The sequence below is a fragment of the Brasilonema octagenarum UFV-OR1 genome (genome assembly GCF_963888615.1).
Lineage (GTDB): Bacteria > Cyanobacteriota > Cyanobacteriia > Cyanobacteriales > Nostocaceae > Brasilonema > Brasilonema sennae.
This window is the reverse complement of sequence record NZ_CAWPKW010000099.1, coordinates 21,143-40,792: the sequence shown is the minus strand read 5'-3', so window position 1 is coordinate 40,792 and position 19,650 is coordinate 21,143. Positions and strand designations below refer to the sequence as shown.

Below are 19,650 nucleotides of genomic sequence, written 5' to 3'. Positions count from 1 at the left end.
AGAAAATGAATGTCTTCCAAACAACGCAATAGTAATCATAATGCTATAGCTTCTATTTACGACTTGAAAGATCCACCAGACCGCCATGACATGGCATTAGATTGCATAAATAAATTGATACTAAAATATATTCCAGAAGGAGCACACATTTTTGATCTCGGTTGTGGTACGGGACAAATTGCACAACGGCTGCTGAAAAAAGGGTATCAAGTTACTGGGCTTGATAGCTCTGAAGGGATGCTTGAGGTTGCTCGCAAAAATGCACCAAATGCAAATTTAATCTTGGATGACGCACGCTTTTTCAAATTGCCGCCTACCTTCCATGCAGCTATTTCAACAGATGTTGTCCTTAACTATATACTCAGTATTGAGGAACTAGAAAATGCCTTACATAAAGTTTATGAAGCATTACTTGATAATGGTATATTTGGATGTGAAATGTATATAGAAGAATTGTGTCAATCAAGTTGGAATAAAAGTGATTCTGGCGGTGGAGTCAAAGATGCTCATGTCTGGGTTGATATTTGGAGCTATGATTCAGAAAACAAAGTTGGTAGAAAAGATACTACTATATTTGAATTTGTCAATGGAATGTGGCAACGTTTAGATAAGACATTTCTCTTAAAACTCTATTCTCTGGCAGATGTCCAGACCACTCTGGAAAAAGTAGGCTTTACGGAAGTTAGTATCTATGATGTTAAACAGGATTTGGGATTAGAGCAAACATTAGGTGAAAGAGTCTGCTTTGTTGGTCGTAAAAAAGTTAGTGAGTCGTCATCTAGATCAACGTAGTTTAGACGGAACTTATGCTTACTTTGTAACAATATGGCATAAATAGATGCAAAATCATACTACTGAAAGCTTTCGGCTTTCCCCCCAACAAAAGCGCCTTTGGTCATTGCAGCAATGTAGTTTAGCTTATTGTGCTGAATGTGCTCTTTTGCTTGAAGGAAATCTCAAACCAGAGGTTTTAAAAACCGCCTTACAGGAAGTCATCAATCAACATGGAATTCTGCGTACAACCTTTCGCCGCTTGAATGGCATGAAGAATGCTGTTATGGTTGTAGCAAATAACAGCATTCTGTCATGGCGTGACATCAATCTAAGTGATTGGGAACCCAAGGAACTCTCAAACAAAATCGAGACTCTTTTCCAAGAAGCACGAAGCCAACATTTCGATTTTGAGCAAGAGCCACTGTTGTATGTATCTCTATTGAAGCTATCAGAAAATAAGTATATTTTACTGATTAACCTACCTTCCCTTTGTGCCGATACCTGGACACTCAAAAATCTGGTAGCTGAAATCAGCTATTCATATTCTGCTTGCTTGCAAAGTGAGGCAGTATCACAAGAAGTTGTGCAATACCTGCAATTTTCAGAATGGCAGAATCAATTACTCGAAGACGAAGATGCAGAGGCGGCTAATAAATACTGGCAAGAGCAAAATCTTCCTTCCCAAGCTACATTAAGACTGCCTTTTGAAAGCCAACCTTCAAAACAATCACAATTCCAGCCTGAGTGTTTGCGAGTGGCGATCGCTCCCGAACTAACAGCCAAAATTGAAACTTTAGCCCAAAAGTATAATACTTCCACTGCTGTCGTCTTACTAGCTTGCTGGCAAACTCTGATTTGGCGACTGACAGGACAGCCAGACATTGTTATCGGTATGGCTTGCGATCGCAGGGATTATGAAGAACTACAAAATTTACTAGGACTTGTTGCTACCTGGTTGCCAATTAAAAGCCATTTGACACCAGACTTACGCTTTAAAGAACTTTTAGAACTAGCTGAACAAACTATAGAGGCTGGTTCCGAATGGCAGGATTATTTCGTTCCAGAACCACTAGAAAATCATAATACACTAGCTTTTCCTATTGGTTTCGAGTTTGAGCAACTACCAGAACAACTCATTGCCGGTGGTGTTTCATTTTATATTGACAAATATTACACCTGTATTGAACCTTTTAAAGTAAAACTTACTTGTACTCAACGCGATAATTTATTAACATCAGAATTTGATTATGATGTCAACTACTTTTCGGCTGATGCTATTGAGCGTTTAGCTGGACAGTTTCAAACTTTATTAAGCAGTGCAACTGCAAATCCAGAAAATAAAATCTCTCAATTAGAGATTCTCAGCAAGAGCGATCGCCAACAATTACTAGTTGAGTTTAACCAAACGCAGATTGATTACCCACAAGACAAATGTATTCACCAACTCTTTGAAGAGCAAGCACAAAAAACACCCAATAATATTGCCATTGTATTTGAAGACCAGCAACTGACCTATGCAGAGCTTAATCGCAAAGCCAACAAAATAGCTCACCACTTGCAAACGCTTGGAGTAAAACCAGAAGTTTTAGTTGGGCTTTGCGTAGAGCGATCCTCTGAAATGATTATTGGACTTTTGGGCATCCTCAAAGCTGGTGGAGCATACCTGCCGCTTGATCCAGGATTACCAAAGGAGAGTCTTGCCTTTCGATTACAGGATGCCCAAGTACCACTGCTATTGACACAACAGCGATTAGTGGATGCTCTACCAACAGATGCATCGCAGATCGTCTGCTTAGACACGGACTGGGATATTATTGCTCAGCACAGTGATGAGAATCCCACAAGTGTTGTAACAACTGAGAATTTGGTCTACGTATTGTTCACCTCTGGCTCGACTGGTACACCAAAAGGGGTGGCGATTGAACATCGACAACTGCTAAATTACCTCAACGGAATCATAGATAAGTTGAATCTATCAACAATAACCAACTTCGCTACTGTTTCCACCCTTGCAGCAGATTTGGGTAATACTGTTATCTTTTCTTCTCTTTGTACTGGAGGGTGTCTGCATGTGTTGTCTGCCGAGTGTGCTACTGACTCAGCAGCCCTAGGAAAATACTTTCGCAAACATCCCATTGACTGTCTCAAAATTGTACCCTCCCACCTTGCTACTCTGCTTGCATCTGCACCATCCGAGTCCATTTTGCCCCGCGCCAGACTGATTCTTGGTGGTGAAGCAGCAAGTTGGGAACTAATTGAGCAAATTCAAGCTTCTGCACCAAACTGTCTTATCTTCAATCACTACGGTCCCACAGAAGCCACTGTGGGGGTTACTACTTTCGCCGTTGGGGATAAACAAGCTAACCATAGTTCACAAACAGTTCCACTTGGTCGTCCACTTGCTAACACGCAGATTTATTTGCTTGATCAGCAACTGCAACCTGTGCCTATTGGTGTCCCAGGTGAATTATACATCGGCGGTGCTTGTTTAGCTCGCGGCTATCTGAATCGGTCTGAGCTAACAGCACAACGGTTCATTCCCAATCCCTTTGCACAGACGGGATTGATTGCATCTAACTCAGGATCGCGCTTATATAAAACTGGTGATAAAGCACGCTACTTAAGCGACGGCAATATTGAGTTTCTTGGACGGGTCGATCATCAAGTCAAAGTTAGAGGTTTCCGTATTGAGCTAGGAGAAATAGAGAGCATACTATGTCAACACCCGGAAGTACAACAGGCTGCAGTTACAGCTTGGGAAAAAGAGTTGAGTAACCAGTGCTTGGTAGGTTATATTGTTCCTAAGCATAAACAAACACTTAGTGTTAGTGAACTGCACAGATTCCTAAGACACAAGCTGCCGGAATACATGGTGCCCTCAACTTTCGTGATGTTGAAGGCTCTACCACTTACGCCTAATGGAAAAGTCAACCGCAACGCGCTACCAGAACCAGACGATCATCGTCCAGAATTAGAAGCAACTTATGAACCACCTCGAACTCAAGTAGAGCAAACCATCGCTAATATTTGGCAGCAGATGCTTCATGTTGAAAAGGTGGGCATTCATGATAATTTCTTCGACCTTGGTGGTCATTCATTACTTCTTGTTCAAATTCATGCAAAATTGCGAGAAGTTTTAAATACTAATATATCAATAGTTAATTTGTTTGAATATCCAACTATAAACTCCCTGGCGAAATATTAACACAAGAACAAACTGAAACATCTTCTTTTGAAGAAAGCGATAAACGAGCGCAAAGCCGCATTGCTTCAAGGCAGTCAAGAGCACAATCTCGGTAAAATTATCTAATTTAAATACATACTTTAGGATGAATACCTAAATAACCATCAGTGCAAATCATCAAGTTATCAAGAAGGAAATTGTAATGAATAGCCTAGAAACACAAAATCAAATAGGCGATTTAGATATAGCGGTTATCGGCATGTCTGGACGGTTTCCTAAAGCCAGGAATCTTGATGCTTTTTGGCATAATTTGCGCTCAGGGGTAGAATCAATTTCGTTTTTTTCAAATCAAGAACTGGAGTCAGTAGGGGTAGATCCATCTTTACTGAGTGACCCCAATTATGTTAAAGCAAACGCTGTACTGGAAGATATAGAATTATTCGATGCCTCATTCTTTGATTACTCTCCCAGAACAGCAGAAATAATGGATCCACAGCACCGCCTCTTTTTGGAAACTGCCTGGGAGGCTCTTGAAAATGCTGGCTATGATTCTAAAACCTATGAAGGTCGGATTAGTGTTTATGGTAGTGCCAGTATTAGCAGCTATTTTTTATTCAATCTTTTCTCTAATACCGAACTGCTAAAATTAGTCGGTCTTGACCAAATTAGGCATAACAATCGTACAGATAATTTGACTACACGAGTCGCTTATAAGTTAGATCTTAAGGGATCAGCTATCACTGTTCAAACTGGATGTTCTAGCTCATTAGTTGCCGTTCACTTAGCCTGTCAAAGCTTAATAGATCGTGAATGTGATATGGCTTTGGCTGGTGGAGTTTCTGTAACAGGATTACAAAAAGCTGGCTATTTGTATCAAGAGGGGGGAATTTTGTCTCCTGACGGACACTGTCGCGCCTTTGATGCTCAAGCAAAAGGGACTGTGGGCGGTGATGGTGTGGGCATAGTCGCTTTAAAGCGATTAGCAGATGCTCTGGCGGATGGAGATAATATTCATGCTGTTATTAAAGGTTCAGCTATTAATAATGATGGTTCTTCAAAAGTTGGTTATACAGCTCCGAGTATCGATGGTCAAGCAAAGGTGATTGCGGAAGCACTTGCGATCGCCCAAGTGGAACCTGAAACAATCAGCTATGTTGAAACTCATGGTACTGGGACTGTTTTAGGAGATCCTATTGAAGTTGCAGCCCTTACCAAATCTTTTCGCGCCAAAACTAAAAAGAAGGATTTCTGCGCTCTTGGTTCAGTAAAAACCAACATCGGACACCTAGATACTGCGGCTGGTGTTGCTGGTTTAATCAAAACCATTCTCGCACTAAAACACAAACAGATACCACCCAGCTTGCACTTTCAACAGCCTAATGCCCAGATTGATTTTGCCAACAGCCCCTTTTATGTTAACAGTACGCTCTCCCAATGGAAGACAAACGGAACACCACGCCGTGCTGGGGTCAGTTCCTTTGGGATTGGCGGAACCAATGCCCATGTGATTCTTGAGGAAACCCCGACAACAGAGCAGGGGAGGCAGCGCCCTGCGGGGGTTCCCCAACGCCAGACGCCTACGGAGGGAAACCCTCCTGCAGCGCTGGCTCCCGTTGAGGCGACTGCCGTGGAGCAGGGGATGAAATATCAGCTGTTAGTTCTTTCTGCCAAGACTAGTTCCGCATTAGATACTGCCACAACTAATCTAGTTCAACATTTAAAGCAGCACCCTAATATTAACTTGGCAGATGTCGCTTACACTCTTGGGGTAGGTCGTCGAGTGTTTGACCATCGCAGGATGGTGGTTTGTCAAGATATTGACGATACAGTTAAAATTTTAGAAACAAAAGACCCGCAACGAGTTTTTACTCATTTCACCGAACCTTGTGAGCAAGAAGTTGTGTTTATGTTTCCTGGTCAGGGGTCTCAGTATGTAGAGATGGGTCGAGAACTGTACCACACTGAGCCAATTTTTCAGGAACAAGTTGATTATTGCTGTAAAATACTTATACCTATTTTAGGGCTAGACTTACGCACTATTCTGTATCCAAGCGAAGAACAGCAAACAGTAGCAGCACAGCAGCTAACACAAACCCATATTACCCAACCGGCGCTGTTTGTGATTGAGTATGCTTTAGCACAATTGTGGATAGCGTGGGGAGTGCGTCCTTCTGCAATGATTGGTCATAGCATAGGAGAATATGTAGCAGCCTGCTTGGCTGGTGTTTTTTCTCTGGAACACGCTTTGGTCATAGTAACCAAGCGTGGACAACTGATGCAACAACAGCCCCCAGGTGCAATGCTTGCTGTACCCCTACCGGAGGCGGAAGTCATACCTCTGCTTGGTGAAAAACTCTCTGTAGCAGCGATTAACGCACCAGCACGCTGTGTGGTTTCAGGACCAATACCTGTGATTGATGATTTACAAAATCGTCTGACTGAACAAGGAGTTGACTGTCGTCGTCTGCATACTTCTCATGCCTTTCATTCTCAAATGATGGATCCCATCATTGATAAATACACACATCAATTACAAAAAGTCAAGTTTAATCCTCCAAAAATTCCCTTTTTATCTAACCTAACTGGCACCTGGATAACCGCAGCCCAGGCGACAGATCCTAGTTACTGGAGTAAGCACTTGCGCTCCCCAGTTCGCTTTGCCGAGGGCATTGCTGAGTTGTTCAAACAACCAAATCGGATTCTTTTAGAAGTTGGTCCTGGACATACTTTGAGTGCCTTATCGAAGCAACAGGCGCAGGGGAGGATGATACTTTCTTCACTACGTCATCCCCATGATCAACAATCGGATGTAACGTTTTTGCTAAACAGTTTAGGTCAACTCTGGCTCAGCGGAATACAGATAGATTGGTTTAGCTTTTACGCCAATCAAAGGCGTCATCGCCTACCTTTGCCAACATATCCATTTGAACGAGAAAAATTTTGGATTGAATTCTCGAAAGTTAATGAATTGAATCAATTGTATGAAAAAAACAATCAAAATCACAAACAACGAGAAGAGAAAACACAAGATTTATTAGTTGAATCTCAGAAAAATGCTTTTAGTGATATGCCTGTCATAAAAAAAGAAAGTATGACAGAATCTCAGATAGAAAAAATTATTAATAAACAAAATCAAATCATGTTACAACAGTTAAATATATTAGAGACATATATGTTGTAATTAACAAAAAAAATGATTTTTAACTAATTCGAGTATATTATTTCATAAATTATCTATGTTTGAAACGAAAGATATTATCAGTGAATACTCTCAGCATCAAAAAATTCTATCCAAGCTCAAAGATATTTTTGTTGAATTGCTGGGAGTCAAGATCTCAAAAATAGATATTCACACTCATTTTCTTGAAATGGGTCTTGATTCTCTGCTCCTGCTACAAATAAAGCGTGCTATTCAAGAACAGCTTGATATTAACGTTCCTTTTCGCTTACTGGTGGAAGATTTCTCAACAATTCATGCTTTAGCAAATCACATAGCTCAACAGCTACCTGCGGAAGAACTCATCAAGACGGAACCATCACTAACTGTCAAGGTTTCCAATACACACGAGTTTGAGCAAGAAAATAAGAAACCTGCGGGAGGTACAGTTCTCGAACAAGTCATAGCACAGCAGCTTGAGCTAATGTCTAAACAGCTTGAGCTATTGCAAAAAACTAACTCCTATGGGAAAGTTCTACCTTCAGCAACAGCTATCCAAGCTACGCCTTTTCAGACAAAGGAACAACAAACGACTCAAAGTTTAACTAATCATTTTGTAAACTTAGCCTCTACATCCATAAAGACAGAGTTTCAGCAACCACCCACAAATCAGACTATTGAATCACAACAGACTCAAACAAAAGCTCAGGAACCACCCACAAATCAGACTGTTGAATCACAACAGACTCAAACAGAAGCAATGGCTCTGTTGAGTCCTCACCAACAGAAACATTTGGATGATTTAATAGCACGGTTTGTTCAACGCACTCAAGAGTCTAAAAGACTCACCCAAGTTTATCGTTCTTACCATGCTAATGGCAGAGCAGTGAGTGGATTTGTTCCCTCCTTCAAAGAGATGTTGTATCCAATCCACGGACAGCGTGGAGAGGGAGCCAGACTCTGGGATGTTGATGGTAACGAATATGTAGACATTTCAATGGGGTTTGGTGCGCTTTTATTTGGTCATTCACCATCTTTTGTTATCCAAACCATCCAAGAGCAGATTCAGCAAGGCATATTACATGGTCCACAATCACGTCTTTGCGGTCACGTAGCTGAGTTAATTTGCGAACTGACGGGTGCAGAACGAGCAGCTTTTTGTAACGATGGCACGGAAGCAGTGATGGGAGCAATACGTCTAGCACGTGCTGCAACAGGACGTTCCAAGATTGCTTTATTTACTGGTTCTTATCACGGAATTTATGATGGGGTATTGGTTAGAGGAGTAACAAGCAATGAAGGAACGCTGCGTTCTATCCCTAAGGCTGTAGGTATTCCATCATACATTGCCGATGATGTCATAGTACTCGAATATGGAAAGCCTGAATCTCTGGAGATTTTAAAAGTTCATACCCACGAGCTGGCAGCAGTTCTGGTTGAGCCGATACAAAGCAGTCGGCCAGATTTGCAACCCAAAGAGTTTCTGCTCCAACTCAGACAACTGACTCAAGCAACAGGAACTGTATTAATTTTCGACGAAGTCATTACAGGCTTTCGGATGCACCCAGGTGGTATTCAGGGATTGTGGGATATTCAAGCAGATTTGACCACCTATGGTAAAGCCGTTGCTGCTGGTATGCCGATTGGGGTTATAGCTGGTAAGGCAGCTTTGATGGATGCACTTGACGGCGGTATGTGGAACTATGGAGATAAGTCTTATCCTCAAGCAGAAACCACCGCGTTCGCTGGTACCTTTTTCAAGCATCCTTTAGTCATGGCTACTGCCTGGGCTGCACTCAATCATATCAAAAATAGCGGCTCGAAACTACAGGAGGAGTTATCTGAAAAAACAAGGAAATTAGCCGATATTCTTAATAATTACTTTGAGCAAAGGCAAGTACCTATTCAAGTAGTCAATTTTGGTTCACTCTTCCGTTTTATTGCTTCAACTCCTCTCAAGTTTGGTAATTTATTTTTCTACTATCTGTTGGAAAAAGGAGTTTATGTCTGGGAAGGACGCACTCTTTATCTATCTACAGCCCATACCGATGAAGATATTGAACATGTCATTCGAGCGGTCAAAGAAAGCGTAGTAGAAATGCAAGAAGGGGAATTTTTACCGTCCTCCCCGAGTTCAACAATTGACACAGAGTCGAGAAAAGTTCCTTTAACAGAACCACAAAAGGAACTATGGTTTCTAGCACAGATGAGTAACGAAGCCTCCCGCGCTTATAACGAATCCAGAGCTATCCACCTGCGAGGATCTTTCCATTTTTCGGCACTACGTCAGGCTGTTCAGGGAATTATCAATCGTCATGAGGCGTTACGAACTACTTTTAGCCCACAAGGAGATTATCAACTTATTCATTCCTCTGTCATTATAGATATCTCTTTCAGCGACTTTTCTACTTTAGAGAAAAGTGAACGTGAAGCTCAACTATCGCAAATTTTCAAACAAGAAGCTCAACAAACTTTCAATCTTGAACAAGGTCCATTACTCTGTTTTCACATAGTAAAACTGGAGAAACAACATCATCTTCTAGTTATTACTAATCATCACATTGTTGCTGATGGTTGGTCGATCACTATCTTGCTACGAGAACTAGCTGCAATTTATTCCGCAGAGTGTCAGGGTATCGCTTACCAACTCCCACAACCAATGCAATTGAGTGAGTATGCTCAATGGCAAGCGCGGCTGCAACAGAGTCCAGAGATGGCAACAGCTGAAGCTTATTGGCTCAATAAATTTGCGAATTCAGTCCCAGTGTTGGAGTTGCCTACTGACCGTCCTCGACCATCAGTCAATACATACACTGGTGCTCGACAAAGTCTTACACTCGGTACATCCCTGTTTAAAAATCTAAAAAGCTTGAGTGTCCAACGTAAGACTACTCTGTTTACGACGCTCCTGGCTGGATATATTGCATTGCTACACCGATTAACTGGTCAAGATGACATAGTTGTTAGTATTGCTGCGGCAGGACAGTTGTCTGTGGGGAGTGAATACCTTGTTGGTCACTGTGTTAACCTATTGCCAGTGCGTACTCAGGTCTCTGGAAATCAAACATTTACGGATTTTTCGACCTCAGTCAAGAAGGTATTGTTGGAAGCCTATGAACATCAAATTTATCCTTTTATTAAGTTAATCAAAAATTTAAATTTACCACGGGATCCAAGCCGAGCGCCGTTACTTACGACAATATTTAATATGGACAAAGCTGGATCTGAGGTAGAGTCTTTAGATCACAAAGTTGAATCGGTGAAAAATCCTACCAGTTCCGCCAAGTATGATATTGCCTTTAATATTGTTGAGACAGGCAGTGACCTTCTAGTAGAGTGTGACTATAGTACTGACCTATTTGACTCCCAAACAATTCAACGCTGGATGGAGCATTTCGGGATATTGTTGGAAGGTATAGTCACCCATCCCGAACAGCGCCTCTCGGATTTACCACTGTTAACACAAGCGCAACAGCATCAATTACTGGTAGATTGGAATAACACACAGGTTGACTATCCTCAAAACCAATGCATCCATGAGTTATTTGAAGCTCAGGTAGAGCGATCACCCAACGCCATTGCTGTAGTTTTTGAAGACCAAGAGTTGACCTACCAGCAACTGAACCAGCGAGCTAATCAGCTAGCACACCACTTGCGTTCAGCGAAGCTGTCGCATAGCGATTCGCTTGGGGTAGGACCAGAGGTACTGGTGGGAATTTGCGTGGAGCGATCGCTCGACATGGTCATCGGACTGTTGGGCATCCTCAAAGCAGGTGGGGCATATGTACCACTAGACCCAAGCTATCCCAAGGAACGCTTGGCTTTCATGTTAGAAAATTCTCAACCAAGCGTGTTGTTAACACAACTGTATTTACTAGAGAATCTACCAACTCACAAGGCGAAAGTAGTTTGCTTAGACGGCGACTGGGAAGCAATTGCCCATCAGAAGATAGAAAACCCCGTCTGCAACATCACCCCTGATAACTTAGCTTACGTCATCTATACCTCTGGCTCTACGGGTAGACCAAAGGGAGCAATGAATACCCACCAGGGAATCTGCAATCGCTTACTTTGGATGCAGGACGCTTATCAATTAACAGCAGCAGATAGAGTTTTGCAGAAGACACCCTTCAGTTTCGATGTGTCAGTCTGGGAATTTTTCTGGCCGTTGTTGACGGGTGCGGTTTTAGTGGTAGCCAGACCAGAAGGACATCGAGACACTAACTACTTAGTGAATTTGATTGCACAGCAGCAAATATCTACCTTACATTTTGTACCTTCCATGCTGCAAGTGTTTTTAGAAGCAGAAAATCTTGAAACTTGTAAGTGTCTCAAGCGCGTGATGGCGAGTGGTGAGGTCTTGCCAGAACAACTTCAAAAACGCTTTTTTCATCGTCTTTCTGCACAATTGCACAATCTCTATGGTCCAACTGAAGCGGCAGTAGATGTCACTTATTGGGCGTGCGTGCACCAAAGCAATACCGAAGAGAATAGTGCCACCGATCACAAGATAGTTCCTATTGGTCATCCGATTGCCAATATCCAGATTTATTTGCTTGATCAGCATCTAAATTTTGTTCCTGTGGGCGTAACGGGTGAAGTGTATATCGGTGGCGTGGGAATAGGTAGGGGCTATCTGAACAGTCCTGAACTAAGTGCAGAAAAATTTATCCCCAACGCCTTTAGCAAACAACCGGGGACACGCCTGTACAAAACAGGAGATTTAGCACGCTATCTGCCCAATGGAGAGATAGAGTATATTGGTCGTATTGACCACCAGGTTAAAATCCGTGGTTTCCGCATTGAACTTGGAGAAATTGAAGCATTCATCAGCCAACACCCAGCAGTGCGAGAAACTGTAGTTGTTGTTTACTCAGATTCAGCAGATTCGCAACGACTAGTCGCTTATGTAGTTTCTCACTCAGAGCAAACACTGGTAATTTCTGAACTGCGCCGCTTTTTAGAGTCGAAGCTGCCAAACTACATGGTGCCAGCAACTTTTATTATGCTGGAGGCGCTGCCACTAACACCTAATGGTAAGGTGGATCGTAAGGTACTGCCAGTACCTGATTTAGCAAGTCCCGAATCAAAAGCGGTTTATCAGGCACCCCAAACTGAGCTAGAACAAACAATTGCTACTATTTGGCAAAAGGCTCTTAATATTGAAAACATAGGGATTCATGATAACTTCTTTGAACTCGGCGGTCATTCATTGCTTATGGTTAAGGTTCATAGCCAATTGCGTGAAACATTCAAAGCCGACGTATCAATCCTCGAAATGTTTAGATATCCAACCATAAGCTCCCTAGCAGAGTACTTAAGTGCATTAAAAAATCAAACAACATCATCTTCATATAAAACTGATATTAAAACTGAAAATATTGAAGCAGGTAAGGCTCAACAAAGGAAACGTCTTCAAAAATTAAAGTCAATCGTCAATAAGAAAGAGGTCAACGAGTCATGAATTATCCTATAGCATCTCCTACTATAAATGGCTCAGAAATAGCAATTATTGGCATGGCAGGACGTTTTCCTGGAGCCAAAAATGTTGAAGAATTTTGGCAAAACCTGCAAAGCGGTGTAGAATCTATTTCTTTCTTCAGCGATGAAGAACTATTGTCTTCAGGAATAGAAAAAGCTGTCCTGAGTGATCCTAACTATGTCAAAGCACGGGCTGTATTAGAAGATGTAGAATTATTTGACGCTTCCTTCTTTGGCTTTAATCCTAGAGAAGCAGAAGTTACCGATCCACAACAACGTCTGTTCTTAGAATGTGCTTGGGAAGCTATTGAAAATGCTGGCTACAATTCTGAAACTTACGAGAAATCGATTGGTGTTTACGCTGGAACCAGCATAAACAGCTATTTTTTCAACCTTTATTCAAATCAAAATCTTATAAATTCTGTTGATAGTTTCCAACTTTTGATTGGAAGTGATAAAGATTTCTTGACTACACGCGTTTCTTACAAACTTAACCTAACTGGACCAAGTTATACAGTTCAAACTGCCTGTTCAACCTCATTAGTTGCTGTCCACTTAGCTTGCCAAAGCTTACTCAATGGTGAATGTGATATGGCTTTGGCTGGTGGTGTTTCAATCTCTGCATCAAGAAAAGCTGGCTATTTTTATAAAGATGGGGCAATTGGATCTCCTGACGGACACTGTCGCGCCTTTGATGCTAAGGCACAGGGAACTGTTAGCGGCGAAGGTGTAGGTATTGTGGTTTTGAAGAGATTAGAAGATGCTCTAGCAGATGGAGATTCCATCCATGCTGTCATCAAAGGTTCTGCTATCAATAACGATGGATCTTTCAAGGTTAGCTACACAGCACCTCGTATAGATACTCAAGCCAAGGTGATTAGAACCGCTCAAGTTGTTGCCGAGGTTGAACCCGAAACGATTACTTATATTGAGGCTCACGGGACAGGGACATCCTTAGGAGACCCGATTGAAATTGCCGCACTGACACAAGCTTTTCGGACGAGTAGTGAGAAAAAGGGCTTCTGTGCAATTGGTTCAGTCAAAACAAACATCGGGCATTTGGACGCTGCTGCTGGGGTTACTGGTTTGATTAAAACAGTCCTAGCTCTCAAGCATAAACAAATACCACCCAGCTTACACTTTGAAGAACCCAATCCTCAGATTGATTTTGCCAACAGTCCTTTTTACGTTAATACTATACTTTCCGAATGGAAAACAAACGGCACCCCCCGACGTGCAGGTGTTAGTTCCTTTGGGATTGGTGGGACGAATGCCCATGTGATTCTCGAAGAAGCCCCAGCTATTGAAACCTCTGCGACTTCTCGTCCTTGGCAGTTGTTACTGCTTTCAGCTAAGACGAGTACCGCTTTAGAAACTGCTACAACTAATCTAACGACTCACCTCCAGCAGCATCCTGATTTAAACCTCGCCGATGTTGCTCACACTCAGTGTGTTGGTCGTCGAGCTTTCGACCATCGCCGGATGGTGGTGTGCCAAGACATTAACGATGCAGTGAAGGCGCTTTCTATTATAGATCCACAACGAGTGTTCACTCATTACCAGCAGCCTTCCAATCGTCCTGTCGTTTTTATGTTTTCCGGTCAGGGAACACAGTACGTGAATATGGGTAGGGAACTCTACCAGAGTCAGCCAATCTTTACTCAAGCAGTTGATAACTGCTGTGAACTGCTCAAACCCCATCTAGATCTTGATCTACGCCATGTACTGTATCCCAATGAAGCACACAAAGATAGGGCAACAGAGCAACTACAACAAACTTTTGTAGCTCAGCCAGCGTTGTTTAGCATTGAGTACGCCCTAGCTCAGTTGTGGATGGCATGGGGTGTACATCCCGAGACGATGATTGGTCACAGTATAGGGGAATACGTAGCTGCCACTTTAGCTGGAGTTTTCTCACTTGAAGACGCTTTAGCACTAGTCGCAAAGCGAGGACGACTGATGCAGCAACTTCCCACTGGGGAAATGCTCTCTGTTCAACTTCCGGAACAAGAGGTACAACCTCTGTTGGGAACGGAAATGTCTTTAGCGGCAACCAATGGACCTGCATATTGTGTGGTTTCTGGTCCAACCGGGGCGATAGAACGATTGCATCAAAAGCTACAAGAAAAAGGTGTTGGCTGTCGGAAGCTGCATACTTCCCATGCCTTTCATTCTCAAATGATGGAGCCAATTCTTGAGCCATTCTCTCATTCGTTACAAAAAGTCACACTAAATCCCCCGAAAATTCCATTTGTATCTAATGTAAGTGGCACTTGGATCACCGCAGCCGAAGCAACAGACCCCAAATATTGGGTCAAGCATCTACGGCAAACTGTGCGCTTTAGCTCAGGGATAGCTGAGTTGATCAAGACACATGAGCGCATCCTGCTAGAAATCGGTCCAGGACGAACTCTGAGCACTTTTGCCAAGCAGCATCATGTGGATGAACTGGTGGTACTAACTTCACTTCGCCATCCACAGGAGCAACACTCAGATGTCGCATTTTTACTCAACACTTTGGGTCGGCTCTGGCTTTCTGGTGTGAAAGTAGATTGGTCTGGTTTTTATGCCAATGAGCAACGCCATCATATCCCCTTGCCAACCTACCCATTTGAGCGCCAGCGTTACTGGATTGAACGACAAAAACAAGAACTTTTAGGGGAATTGCAGCCAAGACCAACAGCAACCCAACTCTGGAAATATCTGGTAGAAGCTGGTAAGGTACAAGCTTGTGCTAGCATCACATCAGTTGACGAACAAACTTATTTGGCAAATAAGCAGTCGTTGGATAATTTATGCACTGCCTACATCAACCTTGCCTTAAGGAATAATGGTGCTTTTAGCAATTCCAACGATCAGTATTCTTTAGAAGAATTGTTTGAACGATATCATATTATTCCTCGCTATCAGCAATTGCTGTGTCGCTGGCTGGATGTGCTGGTACAGCAAGGTCACCTACAGCAAAAGGACGATTTATATACAAACCTTGTACCCTGTTCAACAGACTATCTCAATGCTCTGGTAGAAGAAGTTAAAATCAGATGGGTAGATAGACCTCATATTTTAAATCTCGTCACCGAATGTGGCGAAAATCTGCCATCAGTGCTGTGTGGTGAACAAGAACCGTTGGGATTGTACTTTTCTGTCGCAGAAAAAACAGCAGGAAGTTCAAGTCCAGAATCACTGTTGGATACTTACTTTAAAAAAATCATACGAGCAAGCATGGAACAGGTGGTGAAGTTATTGCCACCAGACGTAAACCTAAGAATTTTGGAAATTGGTGGTGGACAGGGTATTGTTACGACAGAATTGCTAACAGTGTTGCCGCCAAAACAAACAAAATATACTTTTACTGACGTCGGTGGCTGGTTCTTGAACCGCGCTCAAGAGAAATTTAGCGCCTATCCATTTGTCGAATATCGTTTCCTAGACATTCAGAAACCTCCAACTGAGCAAGGCTACTCTAACGACAGCGTTGATGTAGTGGTAGCAGTCAATGTATTACACGTAACCCAGAACATGGGAGAAACCCTTGAGCATGTTCGCTCTTTGTTAGCTCCTGGAGGTTTTCTCCTACTTTGGGAGATAACTGAACCTCAATTAGAATTTGACATCACCGACGGTTTGCTTATGAATCCGGTAGAGGATAAAGGACGTAGCCGAGGTAATCCATTTTTGTCAAAGGAACAATGGCAGCAAGCACTACAAGAGCATGGGTTTGTTGAAGTGGCGGTTTTGTCGAACACTGAAGCTTTCGAGCATCATGTCTTCGTCGCTCAAGCTTCAGCATCGGCAGATTTCTCGGCACCTACAGCTTTTACCACGTTGGTTGAGCCAAAAGATGCTGACCAAATACGTCAAGTTTCATTAGACAAAAAGTCTGACATTGCCGATTGGTTCTACATCCCATCCTGGAAACGCTCTATGCCGCCGCAGCCTCTGAAATCTGCGGTTGAGACAACTCAGTCGGACTGCTGGTTAGTGTTTGTCGATGAGTGCGGCTTGGGTGAAACAATGGTGAAGCGACTGGCAAATTCTGGTCAGGATGTTATTACCGTCAAAGTCGGCGAGCAATTTAGTAGCCAAAAGGAATTGTCATATACCATCAACCCTCGACAACGGGATGACTACGACGCCCTACTTCAAGAACTTCGCGCACAGGGCAAGGTTCCAAAAACAATTGTTCATTTATGGAGTGTTACGCAGGATAGTCACGCCGAATCAGCAATTGAGTCTTTGGATAAGGCTGAAGCTTTGGGGTTTTACAGTCTGCTGTTTCTCGCCCAAGCACTTGGGGAAAATAATCAGACAGATTCGGTAGAAATTGGAATTGTCTCAAACAATATGCAGGAAGTGACAGGTTCAGAGGTGCTTTGCCCAGAAAAAGCATTAGTTCTCGGACCTGTTAAGGTAATTCCCCAAGAGTACCCGAATATAACCTGTCGCAGCATTGATGTGGTTATTCCCGCAAAACAAAGTCGGCAAGAGGATCAACTTATAGAAGCGCTGCAAGGGGAACTAATAACCCAAACATCTGACCAAGTTATAGCTTACCGTGGTACTCATCGCTGGGTGCAAGACTTTCAACCTGTCCGATTGGAAGGAGGTTCTTTTGAGAAAACCCGATTAAGAGAACAGGGACTATATCTGATCACAGGTGGATTAGGAGGCGTTGGTCTAGCGCTGGCAGAATATCTGGCACAAACAGTACAGGCAAAACTAGTATTGATAGGGCGATCGCCTTTTCCTGATCGAGACGAATGGTCACAATGGTTATCCACTCATGATCAGCACGATAGCGTCAGCCTTAAGATTCAGAAGTTGCAGGCACTTGAGGCGTTGGGTGCCCAGATTATGGTAGTCAGCGCCGATGTTGCCAATCTTGAACAAATGTCTGTAGTACTTAAACAAGTCAATCACCAATTTGGTCAGATCCACGGGGTGATCCATGCAGCTGGAGTTTACGGGGGAGGTATGATTCAATTAACAACAAAAGAAGCCGCAGCCAGTGCTTTAGCTCCAAAAGTGAGAGGAACACGAGTACTAGAAACTGTTTTCAAAGATACAGAACTGGACTTCTTTGTCATGTGTTCATCACTTTCTTCATTTCAGGGTACACCGGGGATGATGGATTATACGGCTGAAAATGCCTTCCTTGACGCCTTCGCTCACTACAGCGCTTCTCAAAATGGCACTTTTACTAAATCTATAAACTGGGACAGATGGAACAGCATAGGCATGGCAGCTGCCGTTGAAGCACGGCATAAGGAGATAACAGGGGAAGATCTGACGGCAGGAATGACCTATGAAGAAGGCATTGAGGCGTTTAGACGTATTCTGCACAATAGTACAGTACCTCAGCTAATAGTATCAACACAAGATTTTCTGACTAAGATTCAGCCGAAGAAATCTGTCAAGTCTTTGGAAGAGCAATTAGCGCTTGTGAGTCGAGCGAAATCAACTCACAAGCGCCCTAATCTGGCAAATGCTTATGTTGCTCCTCGTAACGAGGTGGAACGCACTCTAGTTGATATTTGGCAACAACTTTTAGGTATTGAACTCTTAGGCATTCATGACAACTTTTTTGAGTTGGGAGGAGACTCTTTGTTTGCCACTCAGCTTGTTTCTCAGCTATGCAAAACTTTCCAGATAGAACTGCCTTATAAAAATTTCTTCGATTCACCTACTGTAGCTGAACTGGCTGAGGTTATTGTACAAAAATTGGCTCAGCAGACTGATGACGAAGCACTGGCTCAAGCCTTAGCGGACATTGAGCAACTATCGGAGGATGAGGTACTTACAATACTTGCTTTGGAAAACTAAGTAATTGAATGGATTTGACATGACTATGCTTTCTTTCTCAAACATTATTGGGTTGAGTTTTGTCACAATTACGTTGATTGTTGTTACCAGCTTAGTCGTCTATCTGCTTAAGAGGATATGGCGCAAGAACAAATATAAGTTGGTATGGACGCCAATTTCTTGTGTTGAACGTCGCAGTAATCTCTCGTATGAGGAGTTTATACGGGAGTATGCATCTGTTGGCAAACCTGTCATCATCACTGACGCAATGAAAGATTGGAAAGCTACAACAAAGTGGACTGCAGATTTTTTTAGGTCAGAGTACGGTTCAAGCAATTTCCTTGTAACAGATGTTAGGAATCAGACTCGGGTGGACATGACTGTTGCTGAGTACTTGGAACGCATAAATACTGATAAAAACGAAAAATTTTTATACTTGCGAGACTTGAATCTTTCTTCTAATCCTAAACTTTATGAGGATTACAAAGTTCCTGTTTACTTTCGCGATTGGTTACAAAGGCTACCACAAAAGCTTGTCAAAAAATATTACTTGAATTTCTATAGTATCTATGTAGGAGCTAAAGATACATCGATAGGTCTTCACTTTGATTTCTTGGGTATGCCTGGATGGGTGGCACTCATTTCTGGGCGTAAACGATTTGTCTTATTTACACCAAATTTAATACCAGACGCAAAGGATATTTTATCTTATGGCGAAGATGAAAACTTTAACGGTAATTTAGAAAATTTTCCTCTTTATGCTAATGCTAACCCAGTAGAAGTCATACTAGAACCAGGAGAAATTATCTACATACCATCAAAGTGGTGGCATCATGTGAAAAACCTTGAAAATAGTGTCTCCTTAAACGGCAACATTATAAATGAGTATTGTTCAGAAATAGTTTACCAAGATGTTAGTAAAGAGTATCCAATAAAAGGTAGAATCTTACCATTGATTTTAGAATTTCCTTGGCTGGGCAGGTTTTTATTTACTACTGGTTTGTTATAGGGCGTTTCCTAAGCAACTGAGGTACACCTAAATCTTTTTTATCAGAGTTAATACCCTTAAAAACATACCTCACCAGGTTGGTAACCGCTAGAAGAAGGGGTAATTAGTAGCTGGAGATGAGTCATTAACTATTAGTGAAGTAATCACATTTCTTGTAAAATCCTAATTTACACTTCTTAGAAAGAGTTGCATTTAGTTTATCTCACCTACTTAGATATTTCAATAAATTGCGTGAATTCATCA

5 protein-coding genes and 1 pseudogene are annotated in these 19,650 nt (G+C 42.3%); all 6 read left to right on the top strand.

What is annotated here, in order from left to right; genetic code table 11:
* Window positions 1–9: 9 nt before the first annotated feature.
* Window positions 10–792, top strand: coding sequence for a class I SAM-dependent DNA methyltransferase (locus tag AC5590_RS07700; protein WP_169263547.1), 783 nt, complete (start codon window positions 10–12; stop codon window positions 790–792).
* Between the two features lie 46 nt (window positions 793–838).
* Complete coding sequence (locus AC5590_RS07695) at window positions 839–3,979, top strand: non-ribosomal peptide synthetase (protein WP_169263546.1); 3,141 nt, start codon at window positions 839–841, stop codon at window positions 3,977–3,979.
* Between the two features lie 181 nt (window positions 3,980–4,160).
* Window positions 4,161–6,923: pseudogene (locus AC5590_RS07690) on the top strand (type I polyketide synthase); the annotation flags it as partial.
* A gap of 271 nt (window positions 6,924–7,194) precedes the next feature.
* Window positions 7,195–12,579: a non-ribosomal peptide synthetase gene (locus tag AC5590_RS07685; RefSeq protein WP_169263544.1), complete on the top strand. Its 5,385-nt coding sequence runs from the start codon at window positions 7,195–7,197 to the stop codon at window positions 12,577–12,579.
* Window positions 12,576–18,419, top strand: a complete 5,844-nt coding sequence (locus AC5590_RS07680) for a type I polyketide synthase (protein ID WP_169263543.1) — start codon at window positions 12,576–12,578, stop codon at window positions 18,417–18,419. The genes AC5590_RS07685 and AC5590_RS07680 overlap by 4 nt, the downstream gene beginning before the upstream one ends.
* Window positions 18,420–18,444: 25 nt before the next feature.
* On the top strand, window positions 18,445–19,407 hold the full coding sequence (locus AC5590_RS07675; RefSeq protein ID WP_318284222.1) for a cupin-like domain-containing protein: 963 nt from the start codon (window positions 18,445–18,447) through the stop codon (window positions 19,405–19,407).
* Window positions 19,408–19,650 lie beyond the last annotated feature (243 nt).

Coding starts and splice junctions, on each gene's coding strand:
- AC5590_RS07680 (WP_169263543.1), top strand. CDS start 12,576: ATGAATTATCCTATAGCATCTCCTACTATAAATGGCTCAGAAATAGCA.
- AC5590_RS07695 (WP_169263546.1), top strand. CDS start 839: ATGCAAAATCATACTACTGAAAGCTTTCGGCTTTCCCCCCAACAAAAG.
- AC5590_RS07700 (WP_169263547.1), top strand. CDS start 10: ATGTCTTCCAAACAACGCAATAGTAATCATAATGCTATAGCTTCTATT.
- AC5590_RS07685 (WP_169263544.1), top strand. CDS start 7,195: ATGTTTGAAACGAAAGATATTATCAGTGAATACTCTCAGCATCAAAAA.
- AC5590_RS07675 (WP_318284222.1), top strand. CDS start 18,445: ATGCTTTCTTTCTCAAACATTATTGGGTTGAGTTTTGTCACAATTACG.